Annotated in this window: 14 protein-coding genes and 1 pseudogene; 8 read left to right on the top strand and 7 right to left on the bottom strand. The window is 61.6% G+C overall.

Going from position 1 to position 20,712, the window contains the following annotated elements; genetic code table 11:
- Positions 1-50 precede the first annotated feature (50 nt).
- From queA to uvrA, 7 genes and pseudogenes are all read left to right on the top strand, one after another.
- The gene (gene queA, locus ETW23_RS10240; RefSeq protein WP_134829925.1) at positions 51-1,136 is read left to right on the top strand and encodes a tRNA preQ1(34) S-adenosylmethionine ribosyltransferase-isomerase QueA; all 1,086 of its coding nucleotides are present in this window, start codon (positions 51-53) and stop codon (positions 1,134-1,136) included.
- Between the two features lie 166 nt (positions 1,137-1,302).
- Positions 1,303-2,576 (top strand): annotated as a pseudogene (locus tag ETW23_RS10235) (MFS transporter).
- Positions 2,577-2,714: 138 nt separating this feature from the next.
- Positions 2,715-3,293 carry a DUF924 family protein gene (locus ETW23_RS10230; protein ID WP_129370987.1) on the top strand — a complete coding sequence of 193 codons (579 nt, stop codon included), beginning with the start codon at positions 2,715-2,717 and terminating at the stop codon, positions 3,291-3,293.
- A gap of 271 nt (positions 3,294-3,564) precedes the next feature.
- A complete protein-coding gene (gene lpdA / locus ETW23_RS10225; protein WP_134829924.1) occupies positions 3,565-4,959 on the top strand; it encodes a dihydrolipoyl dehydrogenase in 1,395 nt (464 codons plus the stop codon).
- Between the two features lie 234 nt (positions 4,960-5,193).
- Positions 5,194-5,802, top strand: a complete 609-nt coding sequence (locus ETW23_RS26760; protein ID WP_368075889.1) for an MFS transporter — start codon at positions 5,194-5,196, stop codon at positions 5,800-5,802.
- 118 nt (positions 5,803-5,920) lie between these two features.
- Positions 5,921-6,271, top strand: coding sequence for a hypothetical protein (locus tag ETW23_RS26755; protein ID WP_368075887.1), 351 nt, complete (start codon positions 5,921-5,923; stop codon positions 6,269-6,271).
- Positions 6,272-6,550: 279 nt separating this feature from the next.
- Positions 6,551-9,409, top strand: coding sequence for an excinuclease ABC subunit UvrA (uvrA, locus tag ETW23_RS10215; RefSeq protein ID WP_134829923.1), 2,859 nt, complete (start codon positions 6,551-6,553; stop codon positions 9,407-9,409).
- A gap of 147 nt (positions 9,410-9,556) precedes the next feature.
- On the opposite strand, the gene ETW23_RS10210 is transcribed toward uvrA, so the two are convergent.
- The gene (locus tag ETW23_RS10210; RefSeq protein WP_134829922.1) at positions 9,557-9,991 is read right to left on the bottom strand and encodes an excinuclease ABC subunit A; all 435 of its coding nucleotides are present in this window, start codon (positions 9,989-9,991) and stop codon (positions 9,557-9,559) included.
- Positions 9,992-10,112: 121 nt separating this feature from the next.
- On the opposite strand from ETW23_RS10210, the gene ETW23_RS10205 reads away from it, so the two are divergent.
- Positions 10,113-10,883: a helix-turn-helix domain-containing protein gene (locus tag ETW23_RS10205; protein ID WP_134829921.1), complete on the top strand. Its 771-nt coding sequence runs from the start codon at positions 10,113-10,115 to the stop codon at positions 10,881-10,883.
- Between the two features lie 15 nt (positions 10,884-10,898).
- Here ETW23_RS10205 and ETW23_RS10200 read toward each other — a convergent pair whose 3' ends face one another.
- From ETW23_RS10200 to ETW23_RS10175, 6 genes are all read right to left on the bottom strand, one after another.
- A complete protein-coding gene (locus tag ETW23_RS10200) occupies positions 10,899-11,252 on the bottom strand; it encodes a hypothetical protein (protein WP_129370980.1) in 354 nt (117 codons plus the stop codon).
- Positions 11,253-11,350: 98 nt separating this feature from the next.
- Positions 11,351-12,922, bottom strand: coding sequence for a Hint domain-containing protein (locus tag ETW23_RS10195; protein WP_129370979.1), 1,572 nt, complete (start codon positions 12,920-12,922; stop codon positions 11,351-11,353).
- A 210-nt stretch (positions 12,923-13,132) separates the two neighbouring features.
- Positions 13,133-14,008, bottom strand: a complete 876-nt coding sequence (gene mmsB, locus ETW23_RS10190) for a 3-hydroxyisobutyrate dehydrogenase (RefSeq protein WP_134829920.1) — start codon at positions 14,006-14,008, stop codon at positions 13,133-13,135.
- Positions 14,005-15,051 (bottom strand): enoyl-CoA hydratase/isomerase family protein, encoded by a 1,047-nt coding sequence (locus ETW23_RS10185; RefSeq protein ID WP_134829919.1) that lies wholly within the window; start codon positions 15,049-15,051, stop codon positions 14,005-14,007. The genes mmsB and ETW23_RS10185 overlap by 4 nt, the downstream gene beginning before the upstream one ends.
- A gap of 51 nt (positions 15,052-15,102) precedes the next feature.
- Positions 15,103-16,242 carry an acyl-CoA dehydrogenase family protein gene (locus ETW23_RS10180; protein WP_129370976.1) on the bottom strand — a complete coding sequence of 380 codons (1,140 nt, stop codon included), beginning with the start codon at positions 16,240-16,242 and terminating at the stop codon, positions 15,103-15,105.
- A gap of 388 nt (positions 16,243-16,630) precedes the next feature.
- A complete protein-coding gene (locus ETW23_RS10175) occupies positions 16,631-20,275 on the bottom strand; it encodes a vitamin B12-dependent ribonucleotide reductase (RefSeq protein WP_134829918.1) in 3,645 nt (1,214 codons plus the stop codon).
- Between the last annotated feature and the right edge of the window lie 437 nt (positions 20,276-20,712).

The raw sequence follows: 20,712 nt of genomic DNA, 5'->3' as shown, positions 1-20,712 counted from the left end.
GGCGAAAAACACCGTAGATTTCCCCTGCAGCACAGCCTATAGCGCGCAACATGAAACTCAGCGATTTCGACTTCGACCTGCCCGACGATCTGATTGCCACCCGGCCTGCCAATCCGCGCAGCGCGGCGCGGCTGCTGGTGGCTGCTGGCAGGGAACTGCATGATGGCCAGGTGACCGATCTGGTGCAATGGCTGCAACCCGGCGACCGGCTGGTGCTGAACGACACCAAGGTGATCCCGGCGCGGCTGAGCGGGCTGCGCCACCGTGACAGCGCCCAAGGGCCGGTGGCGGCCAAAATTGAGGCGACCCTGCTGGAGCCGCGCGCAGATGGCAGCTGGGCGGCGTTGCTGAAGCCGCTGAAAAAGATCAAGCCGGGGGAAGATATTGTTTTCTCGGACGATCTGAGCGCAACGCTGGAAACGGTTTCCGAAGGCCAGGGTCATCTTCGTTTCAACCTGAGCGGCACCGATTTTGACGCAGCGCTGGCTGAGGCCGGCGCGATGCCGCTGCCGCCTTATATCGCCGCCAAACGCGCGGCGGACGAGCAGGACAAGACCGATTACCAGACCGTCTGGGCCCGCAATACCGGTGCGGTGGCGGCGCCGACCGCCTCCTTGCATTTCGACGCTCCGTTGCTGGCAGCGCTGAAGGCACGCGGGGTAGAAGTTTCCTATGTCACCCTGCATGTGGGCGCGGGCACCTTCCTGCCGGTCAAGGTCGAGGATGTGACCACCCACCGCATGCACGCGGAATGGGGCAAGGTGAGCGCACAGGCGGCGGCGGAGATCACCGAGACCAAGGCTGCAGGCGGGCGGGTGATCCCGGTTGGCACCACCGCGCTGCGGCTGATCGAAAGCGCCGCCAAGGACGGGCAGATCCACGCTTGGGAAGGCGATACGGATATCTTTATTTATCCGGGGTTCGGGTTTCAGGTGGCGGATGCGCTGATGACCAATTTCCACCTGCCGAAATCGACCCTGCTGATGCTGGTGTCGGCGCTGATGGGGCAGGAGGAGATCCGCAGGATCTATGAACATGCTGTCGGAAACCGCTACCGGTTCTTTTCTTATGGCGACGCGTCGCTTTTGATCCCGGCTAAGGCGGATACACCTCAGAAAAGCGGCGCGAATTCATAGACAAGCGCCGCAACCATGGCTCCGGATTGCGCAATCCGGGTCATGAAATTGAAATCTGAATCAGCGATACCGGCCAAGCGAGCCTTGATCGCCCGGACATAACATTCAAATGTGATGGCAGCCCGTCCCTTGTGGAGGGCTGCTTTGCTTTCAAAGGAGGCATGAAATGCTGCAGGTGCTGTCGAGCGCATGGGCGCTGCTCTTGGGATGATGCTGCTGATGGTCGGCAACGGCCTGCAGGGCACCATGCTGGGTGTGCGCGGCGAGCTGGAAGGGTTTTCCACCTTCCAGATGTCGATTGTGATGGCGGCCTATTTCGTTGGCTTCCTGGGCGGTTCGCGGCTGGCGCCGGAGATGATCCGCCGGGTTGGCCATGTGCGGGTGTTTGCGGCCTTGGCCTCGTTCATTTCGGCGGTGATGATCCTGTATCCGGTGCTGCCGAATACCGTCGCCTGGGGGCTGGGGCGCGTGATCATCGGGTTCTGCTTTTCCGGCGTGTATGTGACGGCGGAAAGCTGGCTGAACAATTCTGCCGACAACTCCAACCGGGGCAAGGCGCTGTCGCTGTACATGATCGTGCAGATGGTCGGTATCATCGCTGCGCAGGGGCTGATTCAGGTCGGAGATCCAGCCGGTTACGAGGCGTTCATCATCGCGTCGATCCTGGTTTCAATCTCCTTTGCGCCCATTCTGCTGTCGATCTCGCCGACCCCGGCGTTTGACACCACCAAGCCCATGACCCTGCGCGAGATCATGCGGATTTCGCCGCTGGGCTGTGTCGGCATGTTCATTCTGGGCGGCGTGTTTTCCGCCCAGTTCGGGATGAGCGCGGTTTACGGCGCCGCTGCGGGGCTGAGCCTGGGCAACCTGTCGCTGTTTATCGCCACTTTCTATATCGGCGCCACCATCCTGCAGTATCCGCTGGGCTGGGTCTCGGACCGGATGGACCGGCGGCTGCTGATCATGATGGTGGCGGCTGCAGGCGGCTGCGGCGCGGTGCTGGGCTTTATCTACGGCATGGACTTTAAGATGCTGCTGGTTGCGGCCTTTATCATCGGCGGCCTGTCGAATCCGCTGTATTCGCTGCTGATCGCCTATACCAACGATTACCTTGAGCATGAGGACATGGCGGCGGCATCGGGCGGGCTGGTGTTCATCAACGGGCTGGGCGCCATTGCCGGCCCGATGATCACCGGCTGGTTGATGAGCGACGCGGTGTTCGGTCCGGCTGGCTTCTTTGCACTGATTGCGGCGCTGATGTTCCTGATGGCCGCCTATGCGGCTTACCGGATGACCCAGCGTGCTGCGACGCCGGTTGACGAGACCGGGAGCTTTGCCGCGATGTATCCGAGCTCGACGCCTGTGGCGGTTGAGTTTGCCCAGGAATACGCGATTGAGACCGAGCTGGAAGAGCAGGAAACCGCCGGCGAGGAGAATTGATTGCGCTAACCAGCCGGAATTGTGAGGATTATTTCACACAGCGGGCTTGCCTGTCGCAATTTGTGACCCAAGGTTACTTGTAATGGTAATGTAAAATGGCCTGAAGTTAGGGTCAGGAAAAACTTGGAGTTACGACCGATGACTGGTCCCGAAGAGATACTTGCATTCTGGCTCGATAAGGTTGGGGAAAAGGGATGGTATCTGCAGGATGACGCGCTGGATCAAGAGATCCGCACGAAGTTTCAAAAGACCTGGGAGGAGGCCTGCGAGGGCAGGTTTTCCTTCTGGCTGACCTACCCCAGCGGCACCCTGGCCTACATCCTCCTGATGGACCAGTTCCCCCGCAACATGTTCCGCGGCGAAGGCAAGGCGTTTGCCTCTGACCGGGCGGCGCTGTCGGCGGCCAAGGTGGCGATCAACAAGAAATGGGACAAGAAGATCGACGAACCGGCGCGCCAGTTCTTCTATCTGCCCCTGATGCATTCCGAGAACCTGTGCGACCAGGAACGCTGCATCCGGCTGATGCTGGAACGGATGCCCCAGACCGGCACCAGCAACCTGCTGCACGCGCGGGCCCACCGCGAGGTGATCCGCCAGTTCGGCCGCTTCCCCTACCGCAACGAGGCTCTGCACCGCGCCAGCACCGCGCCGGAGCTGGATTACGTGATGGCGGGCGGCTACGGCGAGACCGTGCGGCAAGTGCAAGCTGCGGGCTGAACCCGGTCCTGTCACGGGTCTGAAGCAACAGAAAACGCCGCGCCCTGAAAGGGGCGCGGCGTTTTCTGTTGTGATCCTGCCAGTTGCAGCCTTTTCAAGGCGAACGCAAAAATCTTCTGGCGGGTTGTTTGCCTGCAGCATAGCCTGTTCAGACGGCGTTGCGCTGTTTCTTGCATGGCCGCTATGCCGCAGCAGAGGATGATTGCAGCGCAGAAAAAAATAGTTTAACGGTAAACTAGTTTTGGAACCTGTTCGAGGGCGAGGGAGCACTATGGCCGCACAATCTTATGACGTGATCGTAATCGGCGCCGGGCCGGGGGGCTATGTCGCGGCCATCCGTGCCGCACAGCTGGGTCTGAAAACCTGCATTGTCGAGCGCGAGCATATGGGCGGTATCTGCCTCAACTGGGGCTGTATCCCGACCAAGGCGCTGCTGCGCTCCTCCGAGGTATTTCACCTGATGGAGCGGGCCAAGGATTTCGGCCTGAAGGCGGAAAACATCGGCTATGACTTGGACGCGGTGGTGAAACGCTCGCGCGGGGTGGCGAAACAGCTGTCCTCCGGCATTGGCCATCTGATGAAGAAGAACAAGATTGCGGTGGTCATGGGCGAAGCGACGCTTCCTGCCAAGGGCAAGGTGTCGGTCAAAACCGATAAGGGCACTGAAGAGCTGACCGCCAAACACATCGTGCTGGCCACCGGTGCACGGGCGCGCGAGCTGCCGGGTCTTGAGGCTGACGGCGATCTGGTCTGGACCTACAAACACGCGCTGGACCCGGTGCGGATGCCGAAGAAGCTGCTGGTCATCGGCTCGGGTGCCATCGGTATTGAATTTGCTAGCTTCTACAACACGCTGGGCGCCGATACCACGGTGGTTGAAGTGATGGACCGGGTGCTGCCGGTGGAAGACGCGGAAATCTCCGCCTTTGCCAAGAAGGCCTTTGTCAAACAGGGCATGAAGATCATGGAGAAAGCCATGGTCAAGCAGCTGGACCGCGGCAAGGGTAAAGTGACGGCCCATATCGAGGTTGGCGGCAAGGTTGAAAAGCAGGAGTTCGACACCGTGATCTCTGCCGTGGGCATCGTCGGCAACGTCGAGGGCCTGGGGCTGGAAGAGCTGGGCGTCAAGGTCGACCGCACCCATGTTGTGACGGATGAATACTGCCGCACCGGGGTGGATGGTCTTTACGCGATTGGCGATATCGCCGGCGCGCCCTGGCTGGCGCATAAGGCGTCGCACGAGGGTGTCATGGTGGCCGAGCTGATCGCGGGCAAACACGCCCATCCGGTCAAGCCCGAAAGCATTGCCGGCTGCACCTACTGCCAGCCGCAGGTGGCTTCGGTCGGTTATACCGAAGCGAAGGCCAAGGAGCTGGGCTATGACATCAAGGTCGGCCGCTTCCCCTTCATCGGCAACGGCAAGGCGATTGCGCTGGGAGAGGCTGAGGGCATGGTGAAGACCATCTTTGACGCCAAAACAGGTGAGCTGCTGGGCGCCCATATGGTCGGTGCGGAAGTGACCGAGCTGATTCAGGGCTACGTGGTGGGCCGCCAGTTGGAAACCACCGAGGAAGACCTGATGAACACCGTCTTCCCGCATCCGACGCTGTCCGAGATGATGCATGAATCGGTGCTCGATGCCTATGACCGGGTGATCCATATGTAAGCTGCCTGGCAAGTTGCCTGTGGAGCGGAAATTGGAAAGGCGGCCTGTGAGGGGCCGCCTTTTTCTTTGGCGGCAGGGCTCTGGTCCCGGCGCCGGGTCCGGGGTAACCAGAGGCTGACCAAAGGATACAACAGGGGCAGCAGCCATGACGGCATCCGGAAATTCCCGCTGGGGGCTGATCCTGGCGGTCTGGGGCGCAGGCCTGGGGCGGCTGCGCAATACGGCAAGATCAGCGTGATCTTTGGCCGGATGGGGGAGCTGTACCCGCAGGCGGGAAACGCGATCAGCTTTTCCGTGTCGCTGGTCGGGGTTTTGGGCATTCTGCTCGGGGCTGTGGCGGGGTTGTATGTCGCCGCTTTCGGCTACCGGCGCACGCTGATCTGGGCGCTGTGGGCGGGGGCGGCGATGTCTGCCCTGCAAGCGCTGCATCTGCCGTTCGGGGTGTTCCTGGCCTCCCGTGTGGTTGAGGGGCTGTCGCATCTGGGTATCGTAGTGGCAGGGCCGGTTCTGATTGCACAGCTGAGCTCGGAGCGGGGACGGGGGCTGGCGATGACCCTGTGGAGCACGTTTTTTGCCGTCGCCTTTACCCTGCTGACCTGGTTCGGGGTGCCGCTGGCGGATGCATGGGGGCTGCTGGCGCTGTTTGGTGCCCATACGGGCGTGATGGCGGGGCTGGCGCTGCTGCTGGGCTTTGCCTTGCGCGATGTTCCGGTGCCTGAAAGGGGCCGCTGCCGCGTCTGGCGGAATTGCCCGGGCTGCATCTGCCCATTTACCGGTCCCCCTGGATTTCGGCGCCGGCCGCGGGCTGGCTGTTTTACACCTGCTGCTTTGTGGCGGTGCTGACGGTGATCCCGCCTTATATCGCCGAGGACATCCGCGCCTTTGTGCTGGGGATGATGCCGCTGGCCAGCATTGCGGTGTCGATGACCCTGGGGGTGTATCTGCTGCGCTTCCTGCCGGGGTGCGGCTGGCGCAGCTGGGGTTCCTGGCCTGTGCCGCCGCCGCCCTGTGGCTGTGGGCCATGCCCGGCGCGCCGGCCGCCTGTATCGCCATGGCGGGGGCCATGGGGCTGGTGCAGGGCGGCTCCTTTGCAGCCGTTCCGCAGCTGAACGGCAGTGCCGCCGCGCGGGCGCAGTCCAGCGGTGCAATGGCGCAGATGGGTAATCTGGGCAATACCATCGGAACGCCGCTGATGGTGCTGGCACTGGCCGGCGGCGGCTTTGGCGGCATGATGGCTGTGCTGCTGGCGCTGTTCCTAAGCGGAACTGCGGTGCATGGTCTGCTGTCAGCGCGGCGGCGCAGCATGGCGTAACGGGGCCTCTCCCGCCCGTCGACGGCCCCCGGTCCGGGGCCGTCGCCCGTTGGGCATGGCGCCGCAAGCGGCGCGCCGGATTCCGGTTGAAATCCGGGCCGGAAAACGCGTGTTTTCCGGTTTGATCCGGGGCCGGCGCAGCCTGCTGCCAGCTGCTGTCAGCAAGTTTTGTCCTGTTCGTGATATGTTCTCTTTTGGGGCTTGGCGTTTCCCGGTGCATTCCCTATTTGTATGGCGGGCGTTTGCCGCTGGTTTGGCAGGCGCGGGCACGGGGGCATTATGGCTGAGCTGAAATCCATCGAAGTACGCGGCGCGCGCGAGCATAATCTGAAGAGCATCGATGTGGATATTCCGCGCGATGAGCTGGTGGTGATCACAGGCCTTAGCGGTTCGGGCAAATCCAGCCTGGCGTTTGACACCATCTATGCCGAGGGCCAGCGCCGTTATGTCGAGAGCTTGTCGGCCTATGCCCGCCAGTTCCTGGACATGATGGAAAAGCCGGATGTGGACCACATCAGCGGCCTGTCTCCGGCGATTTCAATTGAGCAGAAGACGACATCGAAGAACCCGCGCTCAACCGTTGGCACGGTGACCGAGATTTATGACTATCTTCGGCTGCTGTTTGCCCGCGCAGGCACGCCCTATTCCCCGGCCACCGGCAAGCCGATTGAGGCGCAGCAGGTGCAGGACATGGTCGACCGGATCATGGAGATGGAGGACGGCACCCGCGGCTATCTGCTGGCGCCGATCGTCCGCGACCGCAAGGGTGAATACAAGAAGGAATTCCTGGAGCTGCGCAAGCAGGGTTTCCAGCGGGTGAAGGTCGACGGCGAGTTCTATGAGCTGGACGAGCCGCCAACGCTGGACAAGAAGTTCCGCCATGACATCGACGTTGTGGTCGACCGGCTGGTGGTGCGGGAAGGTATGGAGACCCGGCTGGCCGACAGCTTGCGCACCGCGCTGGATCTGGCGGATGGTATCGCCATTCTGGAAACCGCGCCCAAGGAGGGCGATCCGGAGCGGATTACCTTCAGTGAGAATTTTGCCTGCCCGGTCAGCGGTTTCACCATTCCGGAGATCGAGCCGCGGCTGTTTTCCTTCAACGCGCCGTTCGGGGCCTGCCCGGAATGCGATGGTCTGGGGGTTGAGCTGTTCTTTGACGAACGCCTGGTGGTGCCGGACCAGTCCCTGAAGGTCTATGACGGCGCGCTGGCACCCTGGCGCAAGGGCAAGTCGCCCTATTTCCTGCAAACCATTGAGGCCATTGCCAAGCATTACCAGTTCGACAAGAACACTGTCTGGAAGGACCTGCCGGAGAAGGTGCAGAAGGTGTTCCTGTATGGTTCCGGCGAGGAAGAGATCATGTTCCGCTATGACGAGGGCGGGCGGGTTTATCAGGTCGAACGCACGTTCGAGGGTGTGATCCCCAACATGGAGCGGCGTTACCGCGAGACCGATTCCAACTGGATCCGCGAGGAGTTCGAACGTTATCAGAACAACCGCCATTGCCACCATTGCGAGGGTTACCGGCTGCGCGCCGAGGCGCTGGCGGTGAAGATTGCCGGCGTGCATGCCGGTCAGGTGGTGCAGCTGTCGATCCGCGAGGCGCTGGCCTGGATCGAGGATGTGCCGAACCATCTGACCCAGCAGAAACAGGAGATCGCCCGTGCTATTGTGAAGGAGATCCGCGAGCGGCTGGGGTTCCTGAATAATGTCGGGCTGGAATACCTGTCGCTCAGCCGTAACTCCGGCACGCTGTCCGGCGGCGAGAGCCAGCGGATCCGGCTGGCGTCGCAGATTGGCTCAGGCCTTACGGGCGTGCTCTATGTGCTGGATGAACCCTCCATCGGGTTGCACCAACGTGATAATGACCGGCTGATCGGCACCCTGAAAAACCTGCGCGATCAGGGCAATACGGTGATTGTGGTGGAACACGACGAGGATATGATCCGGCAGGCGGATTATGTGTTCGACATCGGCCCCGGCGCCGGGGTGCATGGCGGTGAAGTTGTAAGCCACGGCACACCGGGTGCGGTTGCTGCGGACACCGGCTCGATCACTGGGCAGTATCTGTCCGGCACCCGTGAGATTGCGGTGCCGCCCAAGCGGCGCAAGGGCAACAAGAAGAAGATCAAGGTGGTGAAAGCTACCGGCAACAACCTGAAAGAAGTGACGGCAGAGTTTCCGCTGGGCAAGTTTGTCTGCGTGACCGGCGTCTCCGGCGGCGGCAAGTCGACGCTGACGATTGAGACGCTGTTCAAGACCGCCTCAATGCGGCTGAACGGTGCGCGCCAGACCCCGGCGCCCTGCGAAAGCATCAAAGGGCTGGAGCATCTGGACAAGGTGATCGACATCGACCAGCGCCCGATCGGCCGCACGCCGCGGTCGAACCCGGCGACCTATACCGGTGCCTTTACGCCGATCCGCGACTGGTTTGCCGGTCTGCCGGAAGCCAAGACGCGCGGCTACAAGCCCGGGCGCTTTTCCTTCAACGTCAAGGGCGGCCGCTGCGAGGCCTGCCAGGGCGATGGTGTCATCAAGATCGAGATGCATTTCCTGCCCGACGTCTATGTGACCTGCGAAACCTGCAAGGGCGCGCGCTATAACCGCGAGACGCTGGAGATCAAGTTCAAGGGCAAGAGCATTGCCGATGTGCTGGATATGACGGTGGAAGACGCGCAGGAGTTTTTTCAGGCGGTGCCGTCGATCCGCGACAAGATGGACGCGCTGATGCGGGTGGGCCTGGGCTATATCAAGGTGGGTCAGCAGGCGACAACGCTGTCCGGCGGCGAGGCGCAGCGGGTGAAACTGTCAAAGGAACTGTCAAAACGCTCGACCGGGCGGACGCTGTACATTCTGGATGAGCCCACAACAGGCCTACATTTCGAGGATGTGAAGAAGTTGCTGGAAGTGCTGCACGAGCTGGTGGAGCAGGGCAATTCGGTGGTGGTGATTGAGCATAATCTGGATGTGGTCAAGACCTCCGACTGGATCATCGACATCGGTCCCGAGGGCGGCGATGGCGGCGGCGAGATTGTCGCGGCGGGTACCCCCGAGACAGTGGCGGATGAGCCGCGCAGCCACACCGGGCGGTACCTGAAGGACATTCTGGCGGCACGGAAGGTGGCGGCGGAGTAGGGCAGGGCACTGCCCCGCACGTTTGATGGAAGAAGGGCTCTGCCCCTCACCTTTGATGGAAAAGGGGCGCTGCCCCTCTTGGCCTTTGGCCAATTCACCCCGGAGTATTTCTGGAAAGATGAAAGGGGGCGGTTTCGCCCTCTTTTTTCATGCAGTTTGCGCGGCGGCGGGGCGGGCCAGCATCAGCGGCACCAGGAACAGCAGCAGGAAGAGCGTGTTCATCACCACGTTGAACCAGGCGCCCGCAGCGAGGGAGCCGAGGCTGTCGGGCACGTACCAGGCCAGCAGCGCCGGGAACAGCAGGCGGCGGCCAAGAGCCGGGTTGGTGCTGTAGATATGCTCTGTCACCAGATAGATCATCACGCAGAAGCCGCACATCAGCCCGCCGCTGATGGCGGTCATCAGGGCGGCCGCGCCGGGGGTAAGCGCCTGAGCGCCATCCACCGGCAGAAAGGCGAGATCGATGAACAGGCTTAGTGCAGTGCCGAGCGGGGTGGCCAGCGCCAGTACCATAGCCAGCCCGAAGGCGGCGGCGAGTATCGAGACGGTTTTGAGCATGCGGATTGCAGCTGAATGGGTCATTGAAAGCTCCTGATAATGTCTGCGCGCAGAATGCAGTCAGGCACGGAAGCGGAACAATTACCTTGGAGGTAAGTGAACTTCTGATTGTGCCTGTCTATGCTGCGGGAAAAGGAGACAGCTCATGGCAGAAGGTTTCGGCGCGGTTCTGAAGAAATGGCGCGGGCTGCGGCGGATGAGCCAGATGGAGCTGGCGCTGGAGACCGGGGTCTCAGCGCGGCATCTGTCCTTTCTGGAGAGCGGAAGGTCGCGGCCCAGCCGCGGCATGGTGCTGCGCTTAAGCGATGAACTGCAGGTGCCGGGCGGGGCGCGCAATCAGCTGCTGGCGGCTGCCGGTCTGGCACCTGCCTTTGCCCGGAGGAATCTGAACGATGCGGAATTGGCGCCGCTGAAGCAGGCCGCTGAACAGATGATGATCGCGCATGAGCCGTATCCGGCGCTGATGATCGACCGGCATTGGCGGCTATTGCGCCTGAACCGGCCTGCGGCCCTAATGCTTGAAGGCGTTGGGATCAGTGCGGGCTGCAGCCTGATTGAGGCTCTGCTGGAGAACGCCGGTCTGCGGGAAGTGCTGGAGAACCTGCAGGATGTTGAACGGCTGAGCCTGGCCCGGCTTAGAACCGAGCTGGCCCATTTCGGCGAGGATCCGGTCCTGGAACAGGCGGTAGAGCGGCTGCAGCGGATTGTGGCGGCCTCGGGCTGCGCACCTGAGGGGGAGCTGCCCGCGGTGATCCCGGCCCGCTACCGGATGGGCGGGCAGGTGCTGTCATTCTTTTCCACCATTACCCAGTTCGGCGGCACAGGGGATCTGGCGATGGCGGAGCTGCGGATCGAAATGCTGTTTCCGGCTGATGAGGCCACGCGGGAGACGATGGCCGCTATGGGCGGCCGCTAGCAGGAGTGCGGCCGGTCAGTTCGCCAGGTCCGCCTCTGCACCGATCAGGCGCAGCACTTTCTGGGTCTCGCGGTTCACCTGATAGACATAGCCGCCGGCCTGAACATAGCTGCCAAATGGGTCCGGTGCCCATTCGCCTGGAGACCCGATCCAGATGTACTCATCCAGAATATGGTCGCCGCGGCGGTAGAACTTCTTGGCATGGTCCGGCGGCACGCAATGCGATGAGGTCTTGGCCAGGCCTGCCGGGCAGTGCAAGCCTGCCTGGTCCGACTTGCCATGTCCGATGCCATTGCCTGCAGCAAGCGGAATAGCCACTGCACAAGTGGCGGCGAGAACAATGATGGAAACAAAATAACGGCGTACCATTTACGGCGGGTCCTTTCCTGGTCGCCATTGACATAACGGGCCAGGCGCAAAATCCAAGAGGGCGGTAAAGCCGGCGGCGGCGGCCCGCCTGCAGCCGGTTACGCAGCGGCAAGAACCCGCGCTTCATGGCTGCGCAGGGCCAGCCGCGCCGCATTTCCGTACCCGCGGCCGGTTTCAGCGCAGAGTTCCGGGAACAATTCGCGGATTTCCGCCAAGGTGCCAGCGTCAAATCCTGCCGCTGTTTGCGGGCCGGGCTGGTAGCTTTCGCTGAGGGCGCCGTCGGCCCAGAGAATCTGGTGGCGGCCGAACAGCAGGTGGACATACTGCGCTTCCTGCATCTCCAGCGCCGGGCGGATGGTGCTGTCGTTCACCAGGTCCTTGGCCTTGACCAGAACCTCACCCTCGCCGAACAGCAGCTCGGCGCGGCTGCCGGAAACCAGCATCCGGTGCTGCGGCGACACATATAGGTCGCGGCTGTTGCCGCAGCTGCCTTTGGCAAAGCGGATCGGAGCGGTCCCGGGCGTGCAGGCGATGCGGCGGCTGCCGGTCCATTGCAGGGGCTGCGGGCCGTTGTCGTAGGTAAGAACCTCCATGCCGGGGCGCAGGTCCTCGACCGGGATTTCACCGCCGGGCACCCGGATCAGGGTGCCGCGCAGGAAGCAGGGAACCGTCTGGTTGATCTCGACCAGGCCGGTGTCGGAGTTGCCCAGACCGTTGTCTGCAGTGTAGTTGAAATAGACGGTTTCCAGGTCGCCATCGGTGACGACGGTCAAGGTGCCGTCGGCGTTCAGAGTGATCTGCTGTCCGGTTGCCAGGGTGACGGTATCATTTGCGAACACTTCCTGGCCATTGATATGGGTGATGGTCAGCGTGCCGCCGGTGGTGGTGTCGTTTTCCAGTACATCCACCACACGGGTCTTGTTGATCGCGATATCTTCCTGGTCATCCTGCGCGACCACCGCTGTCTGCACTGAGCCGCCGGCAATCAGCAGGTTGGTGTCATAGCTGCTGTCTACAGTATCGGCGACGCCGATCTTGAGGGTGTTGATCTCCCCTGCATTCACCGGAGCGACAAAGGTCAGGGTGATTGTGAACCCGTCCATTTCGGTGTTGAACTGGTCGCCGGTGTTGTCGACATAGACGTTTTCGGTGCCATCGTTGATATTGCCGATCGACGCGGTGCCGTTGCCGATGGAGACCTGGGCCTCTACTCCATTCACCCATACGCCGACCACGTCATTGTATTGCGAATTGGCGAATTCGGGGTATTCCTCGGAGGACAGCACAAAGTCGATGGTCAGCAGGTCGCCGTCCGGGGTGAAGTCGATTTCCAGGAAAGAGGCATCGCGGGTGGCGGCACCGGCGAGGGCGTTGAAATCCGCGTCGTTGTTGGCGCCGGTGGTATTGGTGCTGGTGTTGCCGCGGACGTTTGTGTTGGTGCTGCCGTCGCTGTTGGTAAAGTCGCGGGCGTAACCTGTCGACAGGATCACGCCGGAATCTGCAGGTGCTACGCCTGGTGTGGTTGTATCAGCGCCAGTGTAGATGCCCGATGACAGGCTGTCGCCGCTGTAGCTGGCACTTTCAACCGTAACGCCGTCGCCAAAGATTTCCTCTGCCATCTGGGTGGCGGTTGCAGAGGAGTTGATGTTCAGTTCCGTTGCCGTGGCCATAACAGACAGCGCGCCTCCGGGTGTGCGAGAATTTACGATCGCTTACCGGAATGCTGGGGAACTGAGACAGAACTGTGGCGGGCTGGTGCCGAAATCCTGGAGTTTACTCGAATTTTAAAGGTATTTTAAAAACGCCGGGCACAAGAGGCGGCCCGGAACAGGCCGCCTGACAGGTCATTTGTTCAAAGCCTGCGTTTGAGGAGGCAAGCCTCAGCCGTCGCGGCTGCGTGTCTCGAACCGCGGCAGCATGGCAGAAAAATCCATGCCTTTGCCGTCTTCGTCCTCGACGAATTTCTTGTACAGCGCCATGGCCAGTTCCCCCATCGGCGTGTCGGCGTCGGCGCTGGCGGCGGCTTGCTGGCTAAGGCCCAGGTCCTTCAGCATCAGCTCAGCCGCAAATCCGGGCTGGTAATTGTTGTCAGCGGGCGAAGCCGGGCCGACACCGGGCGCCGGGCAATAGGCGTTCATGGTCCAGCTGTAGCCGGAGGAGGTGGAGACCACATCGAACATCTTCTGCCGGTCAAGACCCAGCTTGTCGGCCAGCGCAAAGGCCTCGCAGGTGGCAATCATCGTCACGCCGAGGATCATGTTGTTGCAGATCTTGGCCGCCTGACCGGCGCCGGCCTCGCCGCAATGCACAGCCTTTTGACCCATGATATCAAACAGCGGTTCGGCGGCGGCAAAGGCATCAGCCGAGCCGCCGGCCATGAAGGTGAGCGTGCCGCCGGCCGCGCCGCCGATGCCGCCGGAGACCGGGGCGTCCACGGACAAAAGACCTGCGGCGTCGGCCTGTTCGGCAACCGCGCGGGCCGAGTCCACGTCGACGGTGGAGCAGTCGATGAAGGCGCCGCCTTTGGTCATTGCCGGGATGATCTCAGCCGCGACCAGGCGCAGGATGGCGCCGTTGGGCAGCATGGTGATGACGGCGTCGGCGCCTGCTACGGCCTCGGGGCCGGAGGCGGCCATGGTCACGCCTTCGATGCTGACATCGGCCATATCAAAACCGGTGACCTCGTGGCCTGCTTTGGCCAGGTTGGCGGCCATCGGCCCGCCCATGTTGCCCAGTCCTATAAATCCGATTTTCATTGCACGTCCTCCTCAAATGTCAGCGCATCTGCGCCCAAGGGCGCCAGCATGTCTTCAATCGCCTGCGCAGGTACAGCCTGGTCCGCATATTGCCATTTCGGATTGCGGTCCTTGTCAATGATCTGGGCCCGGATGCCCTCCAGGAAATCGCTCTGCTCCATGGCGCGGAAGGTGTAGCGGTATTCCAGATCCAGCGCCCGGCGGATGGCAGGGCCATCCGCGCGCAGGCGGCGCAGCATTTCCAGCGTGCAGGCCATCGACAGCGGCGAATTGCGGCTGAGGGATTTCAGCGTCGCGGCGGCAAAATCGCTGTCCTCAGCCTGGAGGCTGGCTTGAATGTCTTCCAGCGAGTCCTTGGCGAAGTGGCGGGAGATATCCGACAGCGCCGGGCGCAGCTTTCCTTGCGGAGCGGGCAGGGCGGCGTCCTCGACCAGTTTGGCGGCGCCGGTTTCTTCCAGCGCGGATATCAACGCGGGCCATTGCTCTTGCGGGATGAAAAAATCAGCAAAACCCGCAAGGATCGCGTCATCGGCGCCCATCCGGGCCGCGGTCATGCCAAGGTATTCGCCCAAATGATCCGGCGCCAGCGCCAGCATCAAGGAGCCGCCCACATCCGGCACCAGGCCGATGCCGACCTCAGGCATGGCAATCTGGCTGGTTTCATTCACAACCCGGTGGGTGCCATGGCAGCCGATGCCAACGCCGCCGCCCATGGTGAAGCCCTGCATGAAGCTGATCACCGGTTTCTTGTATTCAAAAATCAGCGCGTTCAGCCGGTATTCATCGCGCCAGAAGGTGCGGCCATAGCTGTAGTCGCCCTTGGTGCCGGTATCATACAGCTCGGCAATGTCGCCACCGGCGCAAAAGGCCTTGCCGCCCTCGGCGTCGATCACCACTAGCTTGATGCTGTCATCCTTGGCCCACTCCCGCATCGCTGCATCAATGGCCATGCACATCTCATAGCTCATCGCGTTCAGAGCCTTGGGGCGGGTGAAGGTGATGCGGCCGGCCTGGCCGGATTTGCGGATATGGATATCACTCATCCTGGGTGCTCCATCGTGGTGTTGCGCCGGGGTAATTTTGTCGGCTGCAGTTTACGCGGCAATCAGCTGGCGGGCGACGATCAGGCGCATGATTTCATTGGTGCCCTCCAGGATCTGGTGCACCCGCAGGTCGCGCACGATCTTCTCAACCCCGTAGTCCGCCAGATACCCGTAGCCGCCGTGCAGCTGCAGGCAGCCGTTGGCCACGTCAAAGGCAGTGTCGGTGACCATCAGCTTGGCCATGGCGCAGAACTTGGAGGCGTCGTGGGCGCCGGTGTCCAGCTTCCACGCCGCCTGGCGCAGGAAGGTTCGGGCGGCCTGCAGGCGGGTTTCATATTCCGCCAGCCGGAACTGAAGTGCCTGGAACTGGTTGATGGATTTACCAAAGGCCTTGCGCTCGGACATATACTGCACGGTCTGGTCCAGCGCTGTCTGGGCGCCGCCAAGCGCGCCGGCTGAGATGTTCAGACGGCCGCCGTCAAGTCCTGCCATCGCGTAGGAAAAGCCCTTGCCTTCCTCGCCGATCAGGTTGTCCGCGGGGATCGCGCAATCGTCGAACTGCACCTGCGAGGTGGGCTGCGCCTTCCACCCCATCTTGTCCTCCAGCGCGCCGAACGACAGGCCCGGGTTGCCATCCTCGACCACCACGGTGGAGATGCCTTTGGGGCCATCCTCGCCGGTGCGGCACATCACGACATAGGCGTCGGAGTAGGAGCCGCCGGAGATGAACGCCTTGGTGCCGTTCAGGATGTAGCCCTCGTTGCTGCGCTCGGCGCGGGTTTTCAGGGCCGCGGCGTCGGAGCCGGAACCGGGTTCGGTCAGGCAATAGGAGAAGATCTTCTCCATCGTGCAGAGTGCGGGCAGCCATTTCTGCTTGGTCTCTTCCGAGCCGAACTTGTCGATCATGCCGCCGCACATATTGTGGATCGACAGGAACGATCCAATGGCGGGGTCCGCCATCGCCAGTGCTTCGAACACCAGGGTGGCATCCAGACGCGAGAGGCCGGAACCGCCGTATTCCTCAGACACATACAGCCCGCCAAAACCCAGTTCCGCCAATTGCGGCCACAGGGATTTGGGGATGGTGCCGTCTTTTTCCCACTGGCGGGAATGCGGTGCGATGTTGTCCTGGCCGAATGCATGGGCCATGTCGAAAATGGCCTGCTGTTCTTCTGTCAGTGCGAAATCCATGAGCCGCGCCTCCCGTCGCTCAGATGAATTGAACAGTTGTTTATTTAATAGCGGGCGCGCGTGGCTGAGGCAAGCTGCGCAAATGCAAAGCTGCCGTGCAGGATTGCTACTGCCAGAGTAAACATAATTCTCATTATCAGAATTATCTATGCGGCCGCAAAGCAGCAAGCAGCCCGCCCGCCGTCAAGAAAATGGCTTCCTCTGAAACCAGAGGAAGCCAGTTATCACCGGTCAGGCTCCTTCATTGACTGCCCGAAAGTTTTCTTACCTGGGCCTTCTCGGTGTTCAGAACGGGCGCACCCATTCCTGATAGCGCTGGAAGCAGTATCACTGCTTCCAGAATCCGTCTGCGTCACCGAGGGAAAATCAGAGACGCAGGCGGTGTTCTTCAGCTGCAGCCGGAGGTTCCGCCGCAGGTGTTGCACTTCATGCAGGTGCCGTTGCGGACCAGCGTGTAGTTGCCGCATTCGCCGCAGGCTTCGCCTTCGTAGCCCTGCATTTTTGCCTTGACGCGCGCATCCATCCCGCCGCCAGGCTGCACAGGTGCATCACCGGTCTCTGGCACCAGCGATTGCAACGCGGCAACCGGATCAGTTCCAGTTCCCAGTGCCGACACTTCGGTCTGACCGCCTTGCAGCACCACCAGTTCCTGCGGCAGCCGTTTGCGCAGGTAACCGGTCGAGGAGATCTGCTTCAGCACCTCCAGCGATCGCGAGGCCGCTGTTTCACTCAGCTCGGTCAGGTTGGACACGCCTTCTTCCTCGCCGCGGCCCAGATCATCAAAGGTCGCGCCTTCCGGCTTCACATGCGCCAGATCGGTACGGTCCAGATAGCTCACCGCCAGCTCACGGAACACGTAATCAAGGATCGAGGTGGCGTTCTTGATCGAGTCATTGCCCTGGACCATGCCGGCGGGCTCAAACTTGGTGAAGGTGAAGGCGTCGACAAATTCTTCCAGCGGCACGCCGTATTGCAGGCCGACCGACACCGCGATGGCGAAATTGTTCATCATCGCCCGGAAGCCTGCGCCTTCCTTGTGCATGTCGATGAAGATTTCGCCAAGATTGCCGTCCTCGTATTCGCCGGTCCGCAGATAGACTTTGTGACCGCCGACAACTGCCTTCTGGGTATATCCCTTGCGCCGCTGCGGCATCTTGGTGCGGTGCGATTTCAACACCTCCTTGATGATGACTTTCTCGACGATCTTTTCGGCAAGTACCGCGGCCTTCTCGTGCGGCGCGCCGCTCTCCAGAACTTCTGCCGCGTCGTCATCATCCTCAACCAGTGCAGCCGCCAGCGGCTGGCTCAGCTTGGAGCCGTCACGGTAAAGCGCATTGGCTTTAACCCCCAGGCTCCAGCTCAGCTCATAGGCCTTCTGACAGTCCTCGATGGTGGCATCATTGGGCATGTTAATGGTTTTGGAGATCGCACCCGAGATAAAGCTTTGGGCGGCTGCCATCATGGTGATGTGGCTGTCAACGTTCAGGAAACGCTTGCCTTTTTTACCGCAGGGGTTGGCGCAATCAAAGATCGCATAGTGTTCTTTTTGCAGATGCGGCGCGCCTTCCAGGGTCATGGTGCCGCAAACATGGTCGTTGGCCGCGTCAATATCCGCCTTGGTAAAGCCCAGGTGGCGCAGCAGGTCGAAGGTCGGATCATTCAGCTTGGGCGCCGGGATGCCCAGAACGCCGGTGCAGAAATCCTCGCCCAGGGTCCACTGGTTGAACACGAACCGGATGTCAAAGGCCGATTCCAGTGCGGCATCCACCTTGGCCAGCTCATTGGGGCCAAAGCCGTGGCCGGCCAGCGAGGTGTGGTTGATGCCCGGCGCGTTGCCGATAGAGCCATGGCCAACTGCGTAGGATGCGATTTCTTCAATCTGGGCAGAGCTGTAGCCCAGGCCCTCCAGTGCAGAAGGAACCGAACGGTTGATGATTTTGAAGTAGCCGCCGCCGGCCAGCTTTTTGAACTTCACCAGGGCAAAGTCGGGCTCGATGCCCGTCGTGTCGCAGTCCATCACCAGGCCAATGGTGCCCGTGGGCGCAATTACCGTGGTCTGGGCGTTGCGGTAACCGTGCTTTTCACCCAGTGCCAACGCCTCGTCCCAGGCGCTGGCGGCCAGATCAGCCAGCAGCGCGTCCGGGCAGTTGGAAATGTCCAGTGGCACCGGCGTGACCGACAGCGCCTCGTAGCCGTCCGCGTTGCCCATTGCAGCGTTGCGGTGATTGCGGATCACACGCAGCATGTGGTCTGAGTTTTTTGCATAACCCGGGAACGGCCCCAGTTCCGCGGCGATCTCGGCCGAGGTGGCATAGGACACGCCGGTCATCAGCGCGGTCAAGGCACCGCAAAGCGCCCTGCCCTCATCCGAGTCATAGCTGTAGCCCATGTTCATCAAAAGGCCGCCGATATTGGCATAGCCCAGGCCGAGGGTGCGGAAATCGTAAGAGCGCTGCGCGATTTCCTTGGACGGGAACTGCGCCATCATCACCGAGATTTCCAGCGTCAGCGTCCACAGGCGGCAGGAATGCATGAAGTCATCGGCCTGGAACAGCCCGTCCTTCAGGAAGCTCAGCAGGTTCAGCGACGCCAGATTGCAGGCGGTGTCGTCCAGGAACATGTATTCCGAACACGGGTTTGAGCCGCGGATTTCACCGTCTTCCGGGCAGGTGTGCCACTCGTTCACGGTGTCGTGGAACTGGATGCCCGGATCAGCGCAGGCCCAGGCCGCATGGCCGACCTTCTCCCACAACTCGCGGGCCTTAACGGTTTTGGCGACCTTGCCGTCGGTGCGGTTGATCAGCTGCCAGTCAGCGTCTTTTTCAACCGCGTGCAGGAAGGCGTTGGTGACCCGGATCGAGTTGTTGGAGTTCTGCCCGGAGACGGAGCTGTAGGCCTCAGAATCCCAGTCGGTGTCATAGGTCGGGAACTCGATCGAGGTATGGCCCTGCTTGGCGTAATCCAGCACCCGCTTGATGTAGGTTTCCGGGATTGCCACTTTCTTGGCCTCGCGGATGGCCGATTTCAGCCCGGTGTTGACCGCCGGGTCATAAGCATCCGCTTCACCGCCGTCCCAGCTGCGGATGGCCTCGAAAATACCGTTCAGCATCTTCTCGTGCATCTTAGAGCCGGCGACGATGGAAGCGACTTTCTGTTCTTCCAGCACCTTCCATTCGATGAACTGCTCGATGTCCGGGTGATCGGCATCGACGATCACCATTTTTGCTGCCCGACGGGTTGTGCCGCCTGATTTGATAGCGCCGGCCGCGCGGTCGCCGATTTTCAGGAAGCCCATCAGGCCCGAAGACTTGCCGCCGCCGGACAGCGGCTCGCCTTCGGCGCGCAGATGGCTGAAATTGGTGCCGGTGCCGGAACCGTATTTGAACAGGCGCGCCTCGCGCACCCACAGGTCCATGATGCCGCCGTCCTTGACCAGATCATCCGAAACCGACTGGATGAAACAGGCGTGCGGCTGGGGGTGCTCATAGGCGCTGTCGGATTTGGTCAGCTTGCCGGTCTTGTAGTCGACATAGTGATGGCCCTGGGCCGGGCCGTCGATGCCATAGGCCCAATGCAGGCCGGTGTTGAACCACTGGGGGGAATTGGGGGCGGAGCGCTGGGTTGCCAGCATGAAACGCATCTCGTCGTAATAGGCCCGGGCGTCCTCCTCGGAGGAGAAATAGCCGCCCTTCCAACCCCAATAGGCCCAGGCGCCGGCCAGACGGTCGAACACCTGCTTGGAGGAGGTTTCCCCGCCCAGCACTGCGCCGTCTGCAGGGACCGAGCGCCACAGGAACTCAGGAACGCCTTTTTCGCGGACTTTCTTCAGCCGCGACGGCACGCCGGCCTTGCGGAAATACTTCTGCGCAATGACATCACTGGCGACCTGGCTCCAGGATGCGGGAATTTCGATGTTGTCGAGCCGGAAAACAATGGTCCCGTCCGGATTGCGGATCTCCGATGTGGCCGAGATAAAGGCCAGATCAGCATAGGCATCCTGTCCGGGTTTGGTGAACTTCCGTTCGATCTTCATGCTCAGCCCCTTTTCAAGCATTCGTCGTCTATTTGCCGCGGCGCCCCCAAGCGCCAGTCAGATCCGGTCACGGAATACACAAACACCCGGCGCGCGCCGCAAATAGCGCGCTTGCGGCCCTCGCCGGCCATTCTCACAGGACTGTCTGCTGTTTTCAGCGTTGTTGCTTCGGCTCTGTCACCCACCAGATCTAGTGCCATCGCAACCGGTGTCCACAATTTGGCGTATTCGGACACTAAGGGTCAACGGCAAATTTACACTTTGGCAACTATCTTTGCTGTTGACGGTTTCCGCGGATTGCAGGGTCTGCGGCGGGGCGTTGATTCATCCACAGGCCCTGTCCCGTTCAATGTCTTCGGACTGCGCTGCTGCCTGTTCGGATTTCCTTTGACGGGTGAGTGACTTGCTGCCTTGCAGAAGGACAGCGGCCGTACCGG

This window comes from Leisingera sp. NJS201 (genome assembly GCF_004535885.1).
Taxonomy (GTDB): Bacteria; Pseudomonadota; Alphaproteobacteria; order Rhodobacterales; family Rhodobacteraceae; genus Leisingera.
This window is presented reverse-complemented; position numbering and strand designations above follow the sequence as displayed.